The 15,091-nt window shown below is 52.6% G+C and carries 13 protein-coding genes; 10 read left to right on the forward strand and 3 right to left on the reverse strand.

Going from position 1 to position 15,091, the window contains the following annotated elements:
* The first annotated feature begins 100 nt into the window (after positions 1-100).
* Both AB1L42_RS18340 and AB1L42_RS18345 read left to right on the forward strand, forming a co-directional pair.
* Positions 101-1,144 carry a ferrochelatase gene (locus AB1L42_RS18340; protein WP_367059350.1) on the forward strand — a complete coding sequence of 348 codons (1,044 nt, stop codon included), beginning with the start codon at positions 101-103 and terminating at the stop codon, positions 1,142-1,144.
* A gap of 76 nt (positions 1,145-1,220) precedes the next feature.
* Positions 1,221-1,565: a histidine triad nucleotide-binding protein gene (locus tag AB1L42_RS18345; RefSeq protein ID WP_367059355.1), complete on the forward strand. Its 345-nt coding sequence runs from the start codon at positions 1,221-1,223 to the stop codon at positions 1,563-1,565.
* Positions 1,566-1,623: 58 nt separating this feature from the next.
* Here the strand turns inward: AB1L42_RS18345 and AB1L42_RS18350 are convergent, their stop codons facing one another.
* Positions 1,624-2,982, reverse strand: a complete 1,359-nt coding sequence (locus AB1L42_RS18350; RefSeq protein WP_367059362.1) for a hypothetical protein — start codon at positions 2,980-2,982, stop codon at positions 1,624-1,626.
* A gap of 247 nt (positions 2,983-3,229) precedes the next feature.
* On the opposite strand from AB1L42_RS18350, the gene AB1L42_RS18355 reads away from it, so the two are divergent.
* On the forward strand, positions 3,230-5,455 hold the full coding sequence (locus AB1L42_RS18355) for a Tex family protein (protein WP_367059367.1): 2,226 nt from the start codon (positions 3,230-3,232) through the stop codon (positions 5,453-5,455).
* Between the two features lie 14 nt (positions 5,456-5,469).
* Here AB1L42_RS18355 and AB1L42_RS18360 read toward each other — a convergent pair whose 3' ends face one another.
* On the reverse strand, positions 5,470-6,387 hold the full coding sequence (locus AB1L42_RS18360; protein WP_367059372.1) for a TerC family protein: 918 nt from the start codon (positions 6,385-6,387) through the stop codon (positions 5,470-5,472).
* A 165-nt stretch (positions 6,388-6,552) separates the two neighbouring features.
* Positions 6,553-8,433 carry a PQQ-dependent sugar dehydrogenase gene (locus tag AB1L42_RS18365; RefSeq protein ID WP_367059377.1) on the reverse strand — a complete coding sequence of 627 codons (1,881 nt, stop codon included), beginning with the start codon at positions 8,431-8,433 and terminating at the stop codon, positions 6,553-6,555.
* Positions 8,434-8,692: 259 nt separating this feature from the next.
* Between AB1L42_RS18365 and AB1L42_RS18370 the strand changes: the two genes are divergently transcribed.
* From AB1L42_RS18370 to AB1L42_RS18400, 7 genes are all read left to right on the forward strand, one after another.
* Positions 8,693-8,965 carry a WXG100 family type VII secretion target gene (locus AB1L42_RS18370; protein ID WP_367059382.1) on the forward strand — a complete coding sequence of 91 codons (273 nt, stop codon included), beginning with the start codon at positions 8,693-8,695 and terminating at the stop codon, positions 8,963-8,965.
* A 7-nt stretch (positions 8,966-8,972) separates the two neighbouring features.
* Positions 8,973-9,317 carry a cupin domain-containing protein gene (locus AB1L42_RS18375; RefSeq protein ID WP_367059387.1) on the forward strand — a complete coding sequence of 115 codons (345 nt, stop codon included), beginning with the start codon at positions 8,973-8,975 and terminating at the stop codon, positions 9,315-9,317.
* A gap of 78 nt (positions 9,318-9,395) precedes the next feature.
* Positions 9,396-10,283, forward strand: coding sequence for a ThuA domain-containing protein (locus tag AB1L42_RS18380; protein ID WP_367059391.1), 888 nt, complete (start codon positions 9,396-9,398; stop codon positions 10,281-10,283).
* Between the two features lie 518 nt (positions 10,284-10,801).
* The gene (locus AB1L42_RS18385; RefSeq protein WP_367059396.1) at positions 10,802-11,239 is read left to right on the forward strand and encodes a hypothetical protein; all 438 of its coding nucleotides are present in this window, start codon (positions 10,802-10,804) and stop codon (positions 11,237-11,239) included.
* A 465-nt stretch (positions 11,240-11,704) separates the two neighbouring features.
* Positions 11,705-12,742, forward strand: coding sequence for a DUF1559 domain-containing protein (locus AB1L42_RS18390; RefSeq protein WP_367059399.1), 1,038 nt, complete (start codon positions 11,705-11,707; stop codon positions 12,740-12,742).
* Between the two features lie 306 nt (positions 12,743-13,048).
* Positions 13,049-14,377 (forward strand): PQQ-binding-like beta-propeller repeat protein, encoded by a 1,329-nt coding sequence (locus AB1L42_RS18395; protein WP_367059403.1) that lies wholly within the window; start codon positions 13,049-13,051, stop codon positions 14,375-14,377.
* A gap of 219 nt (positions 14,378-14,596) precedes the next feature.
* Entirely contained in the window at positions 14,597-14,989 is a 393-nt protein-coding gene (locus tag AB1L42_RS18400; RefSeq protein WP_367059406.1) for a heavy-metal-associated domain-containing protein, read from the forward strand.
* The last annotated feature ends 102 nt before the right edge of the window (positions 14,990-15,091 follow it).

A 15,091-nucleotide genomic window follows, 5' to 3' on the forward strand; every position in this document is an offset into this window, starting at 1 on the left:
GCATCTCAGATGGCGAAAGTTGCATTTTCAAGCAGTTTTCGCGGACTGATTCAGAGCTTCGAATTGGTTTGAGAACAACTTCTGGAAAAAGTGAATTCTGGTGAGTGAATACAACTACGACGCGGTGCTTTTCGTAGCGTTCGGTGGCCCCGAATCTCGGGATGACGTGATGCCGTTTCTTGAGAATGTGTTGCGAGGACGAAATGTCCCGCGCGAGAGAATGCTCGAAGTGGCGGAGCATTATTACCACTTTGACGGTGTGAGTCCGATCAATCAGCAGATGAGGGAACTGATCGACGCGGTGACTGAGGACCTTGCCAGTCAGGGCGTTGAGATTCCGATTTATTGGGGGAATCGAAACTGGCATCCGATGCTTACGGAGACAATGCAGAAAATGGCGGATGATGGGATTCAGAACGCGATTGCGTTCGTCGCTTCCGCCTACAGCAGCTACTCCGGTTGTCGTCAGTATCGTGAGAACGTTTACGCATCCCAAGATGAGGTCGGCGAGTCAGCACCGGACGTCGACAAGATTCGCACGTTCTACAATCACCCGGGATTCATCTCCGCGAATGTCGCGAGGATTGAGGATGCGATTGCACAACTTCCGGAACGGTCTCGTGGAGAGTTTCACGTCGCGTTCACGGCTCACAGCATTCCGAATTCAATGTCAGACAACTGCGATTATGTGCAGCAGCTTTCGGAGACATGTCGGCTGATCGCTGATTCGATTGGTATTCCTCAGGATCGCTGGAAGCTTGTTTATCAAAGCCGCAGCGGTCGACCGGAAGATCCCTGGCTTGAGCCCGACATTCTCGATCACATCGATCAACTCAATCAGCAAGGTGTTGGGGGGCTGATCATTGCTCCGGTCGGTTTTCTGTCTGACCACATGGAGGTACTGTTTGATCTTGATGAAGAAGCAGCCCTGAAGTGCAAAGAGCTGGGAGTGCCGATGTCGCGGGCGGCGAGTGTCGGGACGCATCCTGATTTTGTACGATGCGTGAGCAAGTTGATCATGGAGCGATTGCTTCTAAACGTAGAGAAGGAAGCGATCGGTCAGTACGGACCAAACTGGGATGTCTGTCCTCAGGACTGCTGTCCCGCTCCTGTTCGTCGACGGCGACCGTCTTCATCAAGCTGATATCGGCTGCTCTCCGGACTCATCAATCTCACGATCATTCAATTTCGAGAATTGCACCAGCAAGGACACCGCGACAATGTCGGAGCCAACGATCTTCAAGCGAATTATCGACGGAGAGATTCCTGCGGAAATCGTCTATGAAGATGAACAGTGTCTCGCGTTTCGTGACGTCAACCCCCAAGCACCGGTTCACATTCTCGTGATTCCCCGCAAGGAAATTCCTTCTCTCGCTGAGACTGACGATGAGGATCAAATGCTGCTGGGGCATTTGATGATTGTGATCCGTCGACTGGCTGAAGAGATGGGGCTGAAGAATGGATTTCGGGTCGTGGCCAATTCAGGTGTTGATGGTGGGCAGACAGTGAATCATCTGCACTTCCATCTGCTCGGACAGAGAAACCTCGACTGGCCGCCGGGTTAAGAGGTCTCCGTGATTTCTCTGCCTGGCCAGATCTGACTCCTGTCCTTGGTCCAGGTTCTTAGCGAACGATGTCGACCTGAACCATGAGTGCCGCGTCGAACTGGCGGTGATCGTTTCCTCGGAACGGGAAGACGCCTGCGACTCGGGTGTTCATCCAGCGAGTCAATTCGGTGTGAATTCCGGAGGTGAAGTTGTAGACGTCCTGGCGGTTGTACAACGATCCGAAGACCGCGTTGGTCAATGTCTCGTCGCCATCTGCGATGAATGCAAACCCTTGCGAGTCCTGTCGCTGTCGACCGTAGTGGAATTCAAGAATCGGAGCGACTCCTCTCAGGAATCGGCGTTCGGTGTGACGGGTCATCCAGTAACCGACTCCCAAGTCGATGTTGTAGTAGTCGGGAACGTCGACGTATCCGACTCGTCCTTCTCCCGGAACGTGGACGGTAATGTCGTCCGTGGAGAAGTCTGCTTCGAAGAAGGCCTGCATGAACCAGCGTCCCTTGCCACTAACAACGAAGGCGAGGAATGGGTTGAAGTGATAAGCAGAGTTGTCGACATAGAATTCCGCGTCGCCCACGGTGACATGAGTCCGGTCCGAGGCAGCGAAGGTGATTCCGGCTCCGCCTGTCAGTAATGCTGAGGCGTGTTCGCCATGCCATTCTCCGATCACTCTCTTGAAGTTTAGAGAGATGTTTCCGTTCGGATCGTCGCGTCCCATGCTGAACGCGGTCGATGTTGGATCGATGACGCCCGGAACAGACTGATCGACTTGAACAATGATCGGCACCCGCAATTCGAGACTCATCGAATCGCCGAAGAATGCCTTTTCAATCCCGAGCATGAACTGATCGTGATTTAATTGGGCGTTCGTTCCCGTCGCTGGGATCGGTTGCAGGTCGTCATCCATATCGTTCGGATCATCGACGCGAATGTGCGAGGAGATCGGATTTGCGAAGTGGCTGTAGCTCATATAGAAGCGGTCGCGCGGAATCGGGCTGTTGTTTTCCGCGATGTTGGTGACGCGGTTGGCAGCTGGTACGCCAAAGATCCCGTCGACGGTTTCGTCTGTCGCAATGTTGACGGAACTGAATGCGACTGACTCAACTGTTCCGAAGTGTGTTCCGACCATATTGGCAACGTCAAAGGCGGCGTAGCGTGACGTGGCTATGTCTTGCGGATAGATCGGCCCGTAGGGAGCACCATTCGTTGGAACCGAGTATGTGTAATTCTGGGAGTAGTAGGGATCGAGGTGCTGTTGTTCGCTAGCCTGCACAACACCCGGATTCGGAGTTGGAGCCATCGGTTGAAACTGCACTGGAGCCTGAGCCAGAAGGGCAGGGCCAGACATCAATGTGGCAGCCACTGGAGCAGCCCAGTGGCGAATTTTCTTTTGAATCTCACGCCAATGCAGACGCATCGTCGGTCCCCCAAATGCAGTTCTTGTCCGAACATCCGGCAACGCTTTTGTTTCTCGCCATATCAATGGAGAGAGTGAAGCTGGCCTGCATCGCGCTTCAAATCTGATGAATTCTCGGGCGTTCTTCGATGCAGTTTCTCTGTGAATTGTGCTTCTTCGTTGTCATCGTCGTCGGCACGATCCCGACATCACACAAAACGCATAGAATCGTTACAATCCCACGCTGTTACGAATTGAGAGCGGCGGAATGTGCCGCTCGCGAGGTGTTGTCACGGAGAAAGATCGAATGGACTCGGAACAGGAATTGATTCAACGGCTTTCATCACAGCTTGGTCTGAAGCTTGATTCGGTCCGCAGAACGGTTGAGATTTTGGATGAGGGCAACACCGTTCCGTTTATCACTCGTTACCGAAAGCAGCAAACCGGCGGGCTCGACGAGAACCAGATTCGTGCGATTCAAGAGGGAATCGCCACGCTGCGAGAGGTTTCCACAACTCGGGCTCGCATGATTGAGTCGCTTCAAGAGCTCGGCAAGCTGACTCCTGAACTTCAGGCACAACTCCTCGAGGCCGATTCCAAACGTCGACTCGACGAACTCTATGCGCCGTTTCGTGTCAAGAAGAAAACCAAAGCAACTGAGGCTTTGGAACGCGGATTGGGGCCGCTGGCCGAGGCGATCTGGAATGGGCGCGTGGGTGATGACCAAGTTGAGAAAGTGGCTGCCAATTGCGTCGGGAAGCATCCGGACCTTGTCGATTCACAGATCGTGATCGACGGAGCGCGGGAGATTATTGCCAGTCGCATTTCTGAGTTGGTCGCTATCCGCGACATCGTACGCGAGACCGCCCGGCGGACTGCGATGATTCGGACCAAACTTTCGTCTGGGGGAAAAGACGAGGAACTCAAAAAAACATTCAGCGACTACGGCGGATTCGAAAGTTCCTTCAAACGATTGGCACCGCATCGGGTGATGGCGATCGATCGAGGAGAAGCCAAAAAAATCTTGCGTGTGTCATTGGATTGGGATGGTGATCAGGCGCAGAGACGAGCTGCTGCCAATCTCGAATTGGGAATACACCGTGCAAAGCGATTTATGGCTGAGTGTCTGAGCGAATCTTTAAAGCGGTTTGTCAATCCTGCTGTTGAACGAGAGCTCAGACGGGAGGCGACAGAGAGTGCACATGTTCATTCGATGGGCGTCTTTGCAGCGAACCTCAGAAGTTTGCTGATGCAGCCGCCGCTTCCGAGCAAGACGGTCATGGCAATCGATCCCGGATTTCGATCGGGATGTAAGGTGGCTGTCATTGATCGTCTTGGAACGCTGCTGGAATCTGATCTGATCTTCGTGATTGGAAAAGACTCACGCGAATCTCAGGCTGAGAAGCTGAGCCAGCTTGTCGCGAAGCATCAAGTCGATGTGATTGCAATTGGCAACGGGACAGCGAGCCGCGAAACCGAAGCTCTCGTCAGCGAAGCGATCCAGAATCACAATCTTTCGTGTCGATACACGATCGTCAACGAGGCAGGGGCGAGTATTTATTCTGCGAGTCAGGCAGGGCAGGAGGAGTTTCCGGACCTCGATGCGACAGTTCGTGGAACCCTTTCGATTGGTCGACGTTTGCAGGATCCGCTGAGCGAATTGGTGAAGATTGAACCTCAACACCTTGGTGTCGGGATGTATCAGCATGATCTTCCGGAGAAGCAACTTGAGCAATCGTTGAGTGAAGTTGTTGTCTCGTGTGTGAACAGCGTTGGAGTCGATTTGAACCGGGCCAGCACTGAACTGCTTAAGTATGTCTCCGGGCTCAATCGCAAATCAGCTGAGAAGATCGTTCAGCGTCGTCATGAGAGTGGACCTTTCCGTCGTCGTCGAGAACTGCTCGATGTTCCGGGAATCGGGCCAGCCACTTATACGCAGGCAGCTGGTTTTTTGAGAATTGCCGACGGGGACGAACCGCTGGATGCCACTTGGGTGCATCCGGAGAGTTATTCGCTCGCGAGGCAAATGCTGAAGAGTTTCGGAGTCGAACCGCAATCTATGCTGAAAACGAAAGGTCCAAAACTTTCCACTGAGCGAATCAACTTTGATGAACTGTCGTCTTCCTTGCAGAGCGATCGATTCACGGTTGAACAGGTTTACGAAGCAATTTCCCGACCCGGGCGCGACCCTCGTGAAGATGTTGCGGGGCCTCTGTTTCGCTCGGGCGTGATGAATTTCGAAGACCTGAAGATTGGAATGAAACTTCAGGGAGTCGTCTCGAACGTGGTCGATTTCGGGGCGTTTGTTGACGTCGGACTCAAGAACGATGGGCTCGTGCACATCAGTCGTCTGTCTGATCAGTTTGTTTCGTCTCCTCTCGACTGCGTGAGCCTGGGAGACGTCGTGACTGTTTGGGTTGCGCAACTCGACGAAGAACGCAAACGCCTCGGTCTATCAATGATTCCGTTGGAAGATGCGGACCTCGAACGCTGACTACAACGATTGCTTCACTCGCTTTCCGCATCCTCGAGCAGTTCTTGCGATGTCGTGGGGACTCCTCGACCGCCGCGAATTTGCATGTTGACCAGTTCGACAGCCAGCGAGAACGCCATCGCGAAGTAAATGTATCCTTTGTTCACCGGGGTTCCGATTCCCTCAGCGACCAGCAGAACTCCGATCAAAATCAGGAAGCTGAGTGCTAGGATCTTGATCGTCGGATACTTCTCCACGAACCCTTCGATCATCCCGGCAAAGAGCATCATGACAAAGATCGCGATGACGACCGCGAGAATCATGATGTTGATGTGATTCGTCATCCCAATCGCAGTGATGACTGAATCGAGTGAGAAAATGATGTCGAGGATCCCAATCTGAACGATGACGCTCCAGAAGTTGCCGGTGTTCTGATTGGATTGATGGCCGCCTTCGCCTTCGATTTTATGGTGAATCTCGACAACAGAGTTGGCAATCAGAAAGAGACCTCCGAGCAGGAGAATGAGATCTCGCCAGGAGACGGAATTAATGTTGTGCTCATCATGATTGTGTGAGCCGTGGCTGAGAGTCAGCTCTCCAGCATCTGAATCGGGAATGTCATGAGAGCTGGCAGACTCGTCGTCGGGCGCAGATTCTTCGGTTTGATTTTCGGCCGCGAGTCTGAATTTCGTTTGTTCTTCAGTTTCCACGAACGAGGCAGGAATGCCTAAATCGGTCAGGTAGAAGATCGGTTGAGTCAGGCCCAGAACCCAGGTCAGAGAGAGCAGCAGCAGAATCCGCGTTCCCATGGCCAGGCCAAGACCAATCGTTCTGGCCATTGCTCGCTGGGCTGGTGGAAGCTTCCCACACAAGATGCTGATGAAAACAATGTTGTCGATGCCGAGGACGATTTCCATCGCCGTCAACGTGACCAGTGCAATCACCCACTCCATCTGTTTCCCCTGCTAGAGCAAATTGCTCTTCCCTGTGAACTCGCTTGCGCTCTCTCGCTCATTGAAACGTGCGAGTCAGTGTACGCGAAATTTGAGAATGTTCTAAAAGAAATCCCCGCACCAAAATGCATTGATGCGGGGAATCACGTTCTCAATCAATTTCAGTTACTCGGCAGCAAACGTGTAAATTCCGTTGCCGTCGTTGGTCACGATGCAGAAGTAAATCTCGCCTTCAGCATCTTCTCCGAACGTAATGACGGGCATTTGCGGGCTCGGAATCGACTCGTTCGAAACGACTTTCTTCTGAGTGGCGTCGTAGTTCAATGCCCAGATCAAACCGGAGACGTAGTCGGCGTAGATGTATTTTCCGGCGAGTGACGGAAGACGTGACCCACGATAGACAGTTCCCCCAGTGATCGATTTTCCGACTCCGTGATCGTACTCCCAGATCGGATCGATGACTTGAGTGTTGAGTGAGCTGCTTGAACCGAACGGATGGGTTCCCTCTTTCAGGTTCCAACCGTAGTTCCCGCCTTTGACGATGATGTTGATCTCTTCCCAGAGATTCTGACCGACGTCTGCACACCACAGGTCTCCGCTTTCGCGGTCAAATGCCATTCGCCAGACATTTCGAAGTCCATAGGCATAGATTTCTGGACGTGCTTCTCGATCGCGGACGAACGGGTTGTCCTCAGGAATCGCGTAGTTCTTGCCATCCTGTGTGCTGTCGATATCGATTCGCAAGATCGAGCCGAGCAGGCTGGAGAGGTTCTGAGCGTTGTTGAATGGATCGTTTGCGCTTCCGCCATCACCGAGTCCAACGTACAGATATCCATCAGGACCGAATGCAATTGTTCCGCCGTTGTGATTCCAGAACGGCTGTTCGATTCGCATGATCTCGAGTTCCGATTCTGGATCGACCTTGTTGGGATCGTCAGCCGAAACGTTGAATCGTGAGATAACAGAAACCTGTCCCGGAACTTCCGTGTAATAAACGAAGACTTCGCCGTTCTCTTTGAACTTGGGATGAAACGCCATTCCAAGAAAACCTTCTTCGTTCTGGCGATCGGCGTATTTGACGCTGTTTCGCAAGTCGAGGAAGACATTCGATTCTGTCACGTCAGGCTTGTTTTCGAAGGAGTAGATGACTCCGTGCTGTTCCATGACGAACAAGCGTCCGCTTCCGTCGTTGGCGTGTGTGACCACGATTGGACGGAATGACTGAGGACGACCTTTTTCATCAACCGGTTCCCAGTCTTTCCATTTCAGATTTGGAAACGCAAGGACCGGTTTGACGCCCAGTTCACTGTCGACTGGATTCTTGACGGCGTTGTCTTTGCTCAGGTCACGGATTTTGATGTTGCGGAAAGCGACTTCGTTGCCGTGGTCCTGAAGTGCGATGTGTCCCTCTTCAGCCTTGGCGAAGTTTTCAAATGGAGCAAACTTGCTGGCAGCCACTTTCTTGTTCCAGTCGTCGCTTCCAACTTGGAAACGGACGTACCGGACGCCATTCATGTTGACTTCCGATTGCTTCGGATCGATGACGACGTGCAATTGATTCCATTCCCCGGCTGGCCGTGTGGAATCGATTGGCTTGCCGGTTTCTGGATCATTCGGTGGCTGATAGAGCTGATAGAGCCAGCCAGCTTTCTGAGCGTCATGCCCGTCGACGTTGTCCTGAATCTGAATTTCCGGACCGGAACGCCATGGCGTCGGGTACTCTTCGGTCACCAGAAACATCAGTCCACTGTTTCCGCCGGGAGAGATCTTGTAATCCAGCATCAGTTCGAAGGCGGTGTATTTGTTTTTGGTGATGATGTCACCGGCGCCTTTTTCTTTTCGGATCAAGGCACCATCTTCAACCACCCAGCCGTCGCTGATGGCGTCTTTCTGGTAGTTGCGAAAGTTCTCGGTCGAGGTTCCATCAAAGAGGAGTTCCCAACCGGCTCGTTTTTCAGCATCGGAAAGCTGATTTGGACCAGCGGCGAAGAGCGACGACGCGGAGAGAACTCCGGCCAGAGCCGCACAAAAAACAGTCTGTTTCATTGTTTCGGGTGTGCTTTCATTTCATCAACGTCCATTCCTTCTGGAATCACCTCATCGTGCGGACGATTCTTGTCGTGTTTGAACGTTTTGTATGGTGTCAGGCAATCGCAATAGACAGACTTCTTGTCGATTGCCAAGATCGTACCGACCGAACGAAAAGACCGCAAAGCATTCACACATGAAAAGGCTTTGAAACTTTGTTGTCTCAAGGTTTTATCATGTAGCGACCTGTCCTCGTTTTCGCTCACAGGAGAATTCCATGGCTCAAGCAATTGCCAACCCCGAAGAACTTCGGGCATTCGCAATGAAGCTCAAACAATTCAACAGTACTCTCTCCGATCAGGCTGCGAGTCTTGCCAGTCAGCTGGATGCATTGAGCACGACCTGGCGTGACCAGGAGAACGCGAAGTTCACGGAGGAGTTCAAAGATCATATGCGGCTGCTGGCCGCTTTCGTCGAAGCCAACAATCAGCACATTCCTTATTTGCTCCGCAAAGCTGAGCGGATCGAAGAGTACCTCAACCAGCGGTAGTGCAGCGATGAAAAATCTTTTCGCCCCCATCGCCGAGAGCTTGCCTGAAGAAGTTGTCGAGTGCCTGTTGGCGGGTCAAGAGTTTCGCGTGGAACGAATCGTTTCGCACGGCCATCATTCGCCGCCTGGATTCTGGTATGATCAGGAAGAGCATGAATGGGTCGTCGTTCTCACAGGGATGGGTATCATCGAATTCGAAGATGACTCGTCAGCGGTCACCATGAATCCGGGAGATGCGCTGCTGATTCCTGCTCATCGTCGACATCGGGTGTTAGAGACGTCGGACAGCGAACAGACGATTTGGCTGGCGATCTTCTTTCGGGATGACAAGATCGTTGACGCGGACGATTGAATCCTCGGCTGCTGGTCGCACACAATCGCTCTCCCAACCAGTTCACTCACCACGAATCAGAGAAGAGGGGAAGTCTTCATGTTGCGGATCTTCATCGCGATCTTAAGCATCACTCTGTTGACGACTGAATGGCTTTCAGTCGCAAGAGCGGAGGAAACCTCACATGTGCTCGTGGTCGTGGGACCCAGTGGGCATCCTCCCGGATCGCATGAGGTTTTAGCCGGAGGACGTGTGGTTGAAGCGTGCCTGGAAAATGCTTCTAACCTGGAAGGCATGACGGTCACCGTGGTCGATCACTGGCCGAACGATGAACAGCGCGCAAATGCTGATTCGGTTGTCTTCATCGGAGATACTTTTCCGCCGAACCGATTCGAGAACCCGTCACAGAACTTGAAGGACCTCGCGGAGATGATGGATCGCGGGTGCGGCATCGTCTGCTTGCACTACGCGACCGGTTTGTTGGGACTGGACGTCGCGAAAGATGGGGCTCATCCGCTTCTGAATTGGATGGGCGGCTACTTCGCCAATCGTTCGTGTCCACATCATGAATCGATTGCTCGCATCTTCCCCGAAGCAACCATCGTCCCAGCGACTCCGGATCATCCCGTCTCGCAAGGGTGGCAACCGTTCAAAATTCATGACGAACCGTACATCAATAACTACTTCGGTCCCGACGGGAATCGTCCAGCTGGCAACGTGACTGTTTTCGCAACATCGATGCTTCCGCCAGAATCACCTCAGCGAGAAATTGTCGCCTGGGGTGTTGATCGTCCCGATGGGGGCAGAGGATTCGGAATTGTGATGCCTCACTTCTACAAGAACTGGCAACATCCCGATCTCAGACGATTCATCTTGAACGGCATCGTCTGGACTGCCCAACGGCAGGTCCCTGAAAACGGAGTTGAGTCCGAATTGACTGACCTCGAAGCTTACGAACCGATGTCAGTTGAGTTTTCACCCCGGTAGACATGTTTGATTTTCGGCACGCCCAGCTTCTTCCGATCACAGATTGATTCCCAATTCATGGAACTCATCGAGTATCACGGACATCTCGAACGACGAATCTGGAAACCGAGCTTAGACTGCGGTACGATCAGTCGTGTGGAGAGCGAGCCCGGGTTGCCGTCTAAAAAATCGGACGGCTTGATGAAAAGCATATTGCAATCGTGCCCCGAAGGCTCAAGACAGTTCGATCATTAATAAACCGCAGGGTTTTGTGCCTGTTGGTGGCGATCGGTACTGGACTGGCAATAGTGCCCGTTACTGTGCAGCTCAGCACACAAAGTCCAGCTGGCCAAAAAGATCGCTCGACCCCTTTCCCGTGCCAGGATCGTCCCTGTGGATGTCTTTCGGCGGAAGCATGCTGGGAGAGTTGCTGTTGCTTTACAGATTCTGAAAAGGTGAGTTGGGGGCTTCAAAACAACGTCGAGATCCCTGATTTCGTTAAGATTGCGGCCGCAAATGAAAAGGACTCGCCTGCCCCAATGAGCAGTTGTTGTTCGAGTCAGACACTTGCTGAAAGTTCAATCGAAGAATCCGAACTGCAAAATTCGCCTCGTCTCGATCTGACACTCTATCAAGTTCGTGAATCGTCACCGGAGAGTAGTGATTTGGACTGTGGAGAGTCGTGCGGTACTTGTTCCGTCGCTTCAACAGCGAGTTCTTCTGAAGACAGCTCATCACATTCAGACGATGCAAAAGAAGCTTCGCCGAAGACGAAAACCGTTCTGGGCATCTATGCATTAAAGTGCCGAGGTATCGGTGGGTTCTCGGATTCCATGCCGTGGGCTGAGACATTCTGCTTCGATGATCTCGATCTTCTTTTCACTCTGGTTGACAGAGTTTATCCCACGGAAGTGTTGATGGAGAGTGCGGATCTCAACCCGCCAGATCCTCCTCCGCGGCTGCGGTTCTTTCTCTGAGAGATATTTTGTCTCAGGCTGCTGTGTGCATTCGTCGTTCCACACTTTGTGAGAACGGTGCGGATGCTCTCTGGAGCGGCGTGTGCTAGCACGCTCACCCAGGACTTGGTTCGCTCTCCACAAAGCTGGCTATGGGCCTGACGTGAGCGTGCCACCACCTGCCGCTGATCCAGTCGAGACAACTCTCTCCATTCACGGTTCATCAAAGTGCGCTAAAAACCTGCGCGGACTCGCCTGCTTTCCAGCTTGGAATGATCGGCGTTTGCCGTGGTTTTTGTCGTCACTCTGCTTGTCAGTCGACCCCGCAGCGCATTCGCCAATCGTGCGATGTGGTTCGCGAAATCGACCGAGCAAAGCGAATCAGACGGGCCGCACTCTTAGCGCGAATCGAGCCATCGATGAGCTACGTCATCAATTGAAAATGTCGGGAAGAATTCAGTCTCAATGGAAATGGAATCACAAGATATGTCTGTTTATAAACCTTCGACGCTGCGTCGAAATGCGTTTACGTTAATCGAACTTTTAGTCGTCATCGCGATCATCGCGATTCTCATTGCGTTACTACTGCCCGCCGTTCAACAAGCCCGCGAAGCAGCACGTCGAACGCAGTGTAAGAACAACCTCAAACAAATCGGACTGGCACTCCACAATTATGAGTCCGTCTATGGTCGGCTCCCGTGTGGCTGGAATGGCGTTCATGATCCCGCACAGGGAACAACGTTCCGATGGAGCTATCTGGCTTCAATTCTGCCGTACTTGGATCAGGCCAACACTTTCAATCAGTTGGACATGAACTTGACGCTCTACCCGCCGGGAGGAGGCCAACCCCCTCGGCCAGAGCATGAGGACGTGATCAAGCAAATGATCCCGGTTTACATGTGTCCAAGTGACCGGTCGTCGTTTATTTCCAGCCCGTCCGGAGTTGTTGACTCTGCTCCGACGAATTACGTCGCTTGCAGTGGTTCGGGAGTCAACCGTGTTTCCGACCCCAACGATGATGGTGATCCCGGAAACGCAGCTGATGGAATGTTCTCGTCATTGCATTGGCGTCGGTTCGCGGACTGCACAGATGGGCTGAGCAATACCGTTCTCGTCTCGGAAAGTCTGCTCGGGTCCGGTGGCGAAGATCTGCCTGCGGGATCAGATGCCGATCCACAGCTTTTCATGGCTCTCGTCGTCCCAGCTTCGCAAGTGACAGCTGCAAATTGCGATCAGGATGTTCCGGGAGGCGTCAACCGATTCATGGCAAGTCGTGGTCGATTGTGGGCTGGGCAGGCGTATGAGAATACGATGTACAATCACTTCTTCACGCCAAACAGTTCACGATACGACTGCTTTTTCTGGGTGAATCGCGGATTAAAAGCAGCCAGAAGTCGTCACGTCGGAGGAGTTCAGGTTCTGATGGGAGATGGGTCCTGCCGATTTGTCGGAGACAGCATCGATCGGGGAGTCTGGCAAGGTTTGGGAACTCGCGGCGGTGGAGAGATTATCGCTGAGTTCTAAAACCTCTGGTGCGTCGATGAGAGTTCGCGACGAGCAGTCTTGAAGTCGTTCGATTACGCGAATTCTCGACGTTGAGGTTCAATGAAATTTCCTCATGCAGCACTGCCAGTTGTGATCCAGCACGGCGTCGACGAAAACGCTCGGACTTGCCGTTTGTTGTTCAAATGGAAATCATGACGACAACAGTGGCGTCATGGACGCGGATTACTTAAAGAGTCGAACAAAACTGCCTGTTGACCTTTGCGATGTCTTTCAGGTCAGAAGCGAATATAGCAACCACTTCTTCAAAACGTAGAAAAGTTCAATATGTCGATACTTCCTTCGATGATTGTTTTGGCTCTGGCTGCTCCACAGCAGCCCGGAGTGTGGCCAGGTTTTCTGGGTGAGGGAGCCTCACAGCTTCAGATGGAATCTCTTCCGCTGAATTGGTCTCCCGAGGAGGGAGTCGCCTGGCAGCGTCAACTTCCCGGATACGGGCAATCCTCGCCTGTTGTCTGGGACGGAACAGTATTCGTCACCTCCGTTTCAGGAGCCGACAAGAACACACTTCACGTCGTTGCTTTCGATCTCAAATCCGGAGACTTAAGTTGGGAAAGTGAGACCGCATCAACATTCCCTGAAAAAGCCAGCGTTTACATCAGTCGAGCAGCTCCGACGCCAGTCGTCGATGCAGACGGAGTCTATGCTTACTTCGAAAGTGGCGATGTGGTCGCTTTGACCCGATCCGGTGAAGAGCGGTGGAAACGATCGCTTTCCGATGACTATGGGCAGCCGAAAAATAAGTTCGGCCTGTCGAGCTCGCCTGTGCAGACTGAAGATCAGGTCATCATCCTGATTGATGACGAAGAAGCTGCTTATCTGATTTCTTTGAGCAAGGAGACCGGCGAAACGCTGTGGAAGACCGATCGGAAACCACGCACGAACTGGAGCTCTCCCGCGATTGTCGAAATCGGTGGGCAACCGCAAGTCGTTTGCAGCTCCGATGGCACAGTCATGGGATATGACACCAAGACAGGAAAAGAGCTTTGGACGTTCGACCAGGTCGGGGGCAACAGAGCAACCACTCCACAGTCTCCAGGTGAAGGACAGTTCTTCATCGGTGCTTCCGCTGGTCGACAGGGCGAAAATGAAACCATGGCCCGGAAGTCGAATGGCTTGCTGGTCGTCGAAAAGCAGGGTGAGGATTACGTTCCGAAGTTCCAGTGGACGACGCCGAAGGCAACGCCCTCCTGGGCCTCACCCGTGGCACATGATGGAGTGGCGTACTGGGTGAATCGGTCAGCAGTCGTCTTTTGTGTCGATGTTGAAACCGGCGACGACGTCTTCACCGAACGCATCGCAGATTCCTGCTGGGCGACCCCTGTCGGTGTCGGCGAGCGAGTTTACTTCTTCGGGAAATCAGGGACGACAACAGTCCTGCAGTCCGGAAAAGAGTTCAAAGTCCTGGCCGAGAACAAACTTTGGACAGAAGAAAACCCACCCGTCAATAACATCCCGGTTGCGGAAGAGGAAACGGAAGAACGCCGCAGTGCAGCAGCGATGTTTTCTGCTCCAACTCTCTACGGCGTAGCTGTCGCTGACGACAGCTTTGTTTTACGAACCGGAAGCCAACTCTTCTGCGTACGAAAACCATAATTTAGTTGCTGCCCAGAAAAAGTTCTCACTTTTGAACAATCTATGATTCACAGATCGACTTTGTGAGCCAATACACAGATCATGGTCGTTGATTCGGGTAGATTACTTTCAGCAATCAGGCGATTGCATTCAACTCGCGAAAAGTTGTCAGCGAGTGCAGTTGCCGATTGTTCTTCAACGATCAACAAGTTTTCACTGACAAAATTGGAGTATATGAACATGCCAAAGTGGATGATGCTGTCTGTTGCCGTCGCTGTCGCGACGACTGTCGCTGGTTGTACGAATTCAGATCAACAAGCTGCGAGCGACGCTCCAGCTGCAACTGAATCGATGACAGAAACCGCGACCGCTACTGATCTGGCCGCTTTCACATCAGGAGACGAAGTGACGTTGGCAGTGCCTGAGATGCACTGTCCGTTCGCTTGCTATCCGAAAGTGAAAGAGACACTCGAAGGAATCGATGGTGTGAGCCTCGTCGAACTCGTTCCACAGGAACAAGAAGGTGTGATCAACGATCGTCGCGTTGTCGTCAAATTCGATGGCGATGTCTCATCAGATGTTGCGACCGCTGCACTGACTGACGCTGGATTCAAAGGATCATCAGTCGAGTAATTCGCTGCAGTGAATGATCAGAATCGATCAAAGAGCCCGACGGCAATTGTCGACGGGCTCTTTTCAGTTTCAGACTGTCGTACCGAAGCAATGAAAAGGCGC

This window comes from Thalassoglobus sp. JC818, from assembly GCF_040717535.1.
In the GTDB taxonomy this organism is placed as follows: Bacteria; Planctomycetota; Planctomycetia; order Planctomycetales; family Planctomycetaceae; genus Thalassoglobus.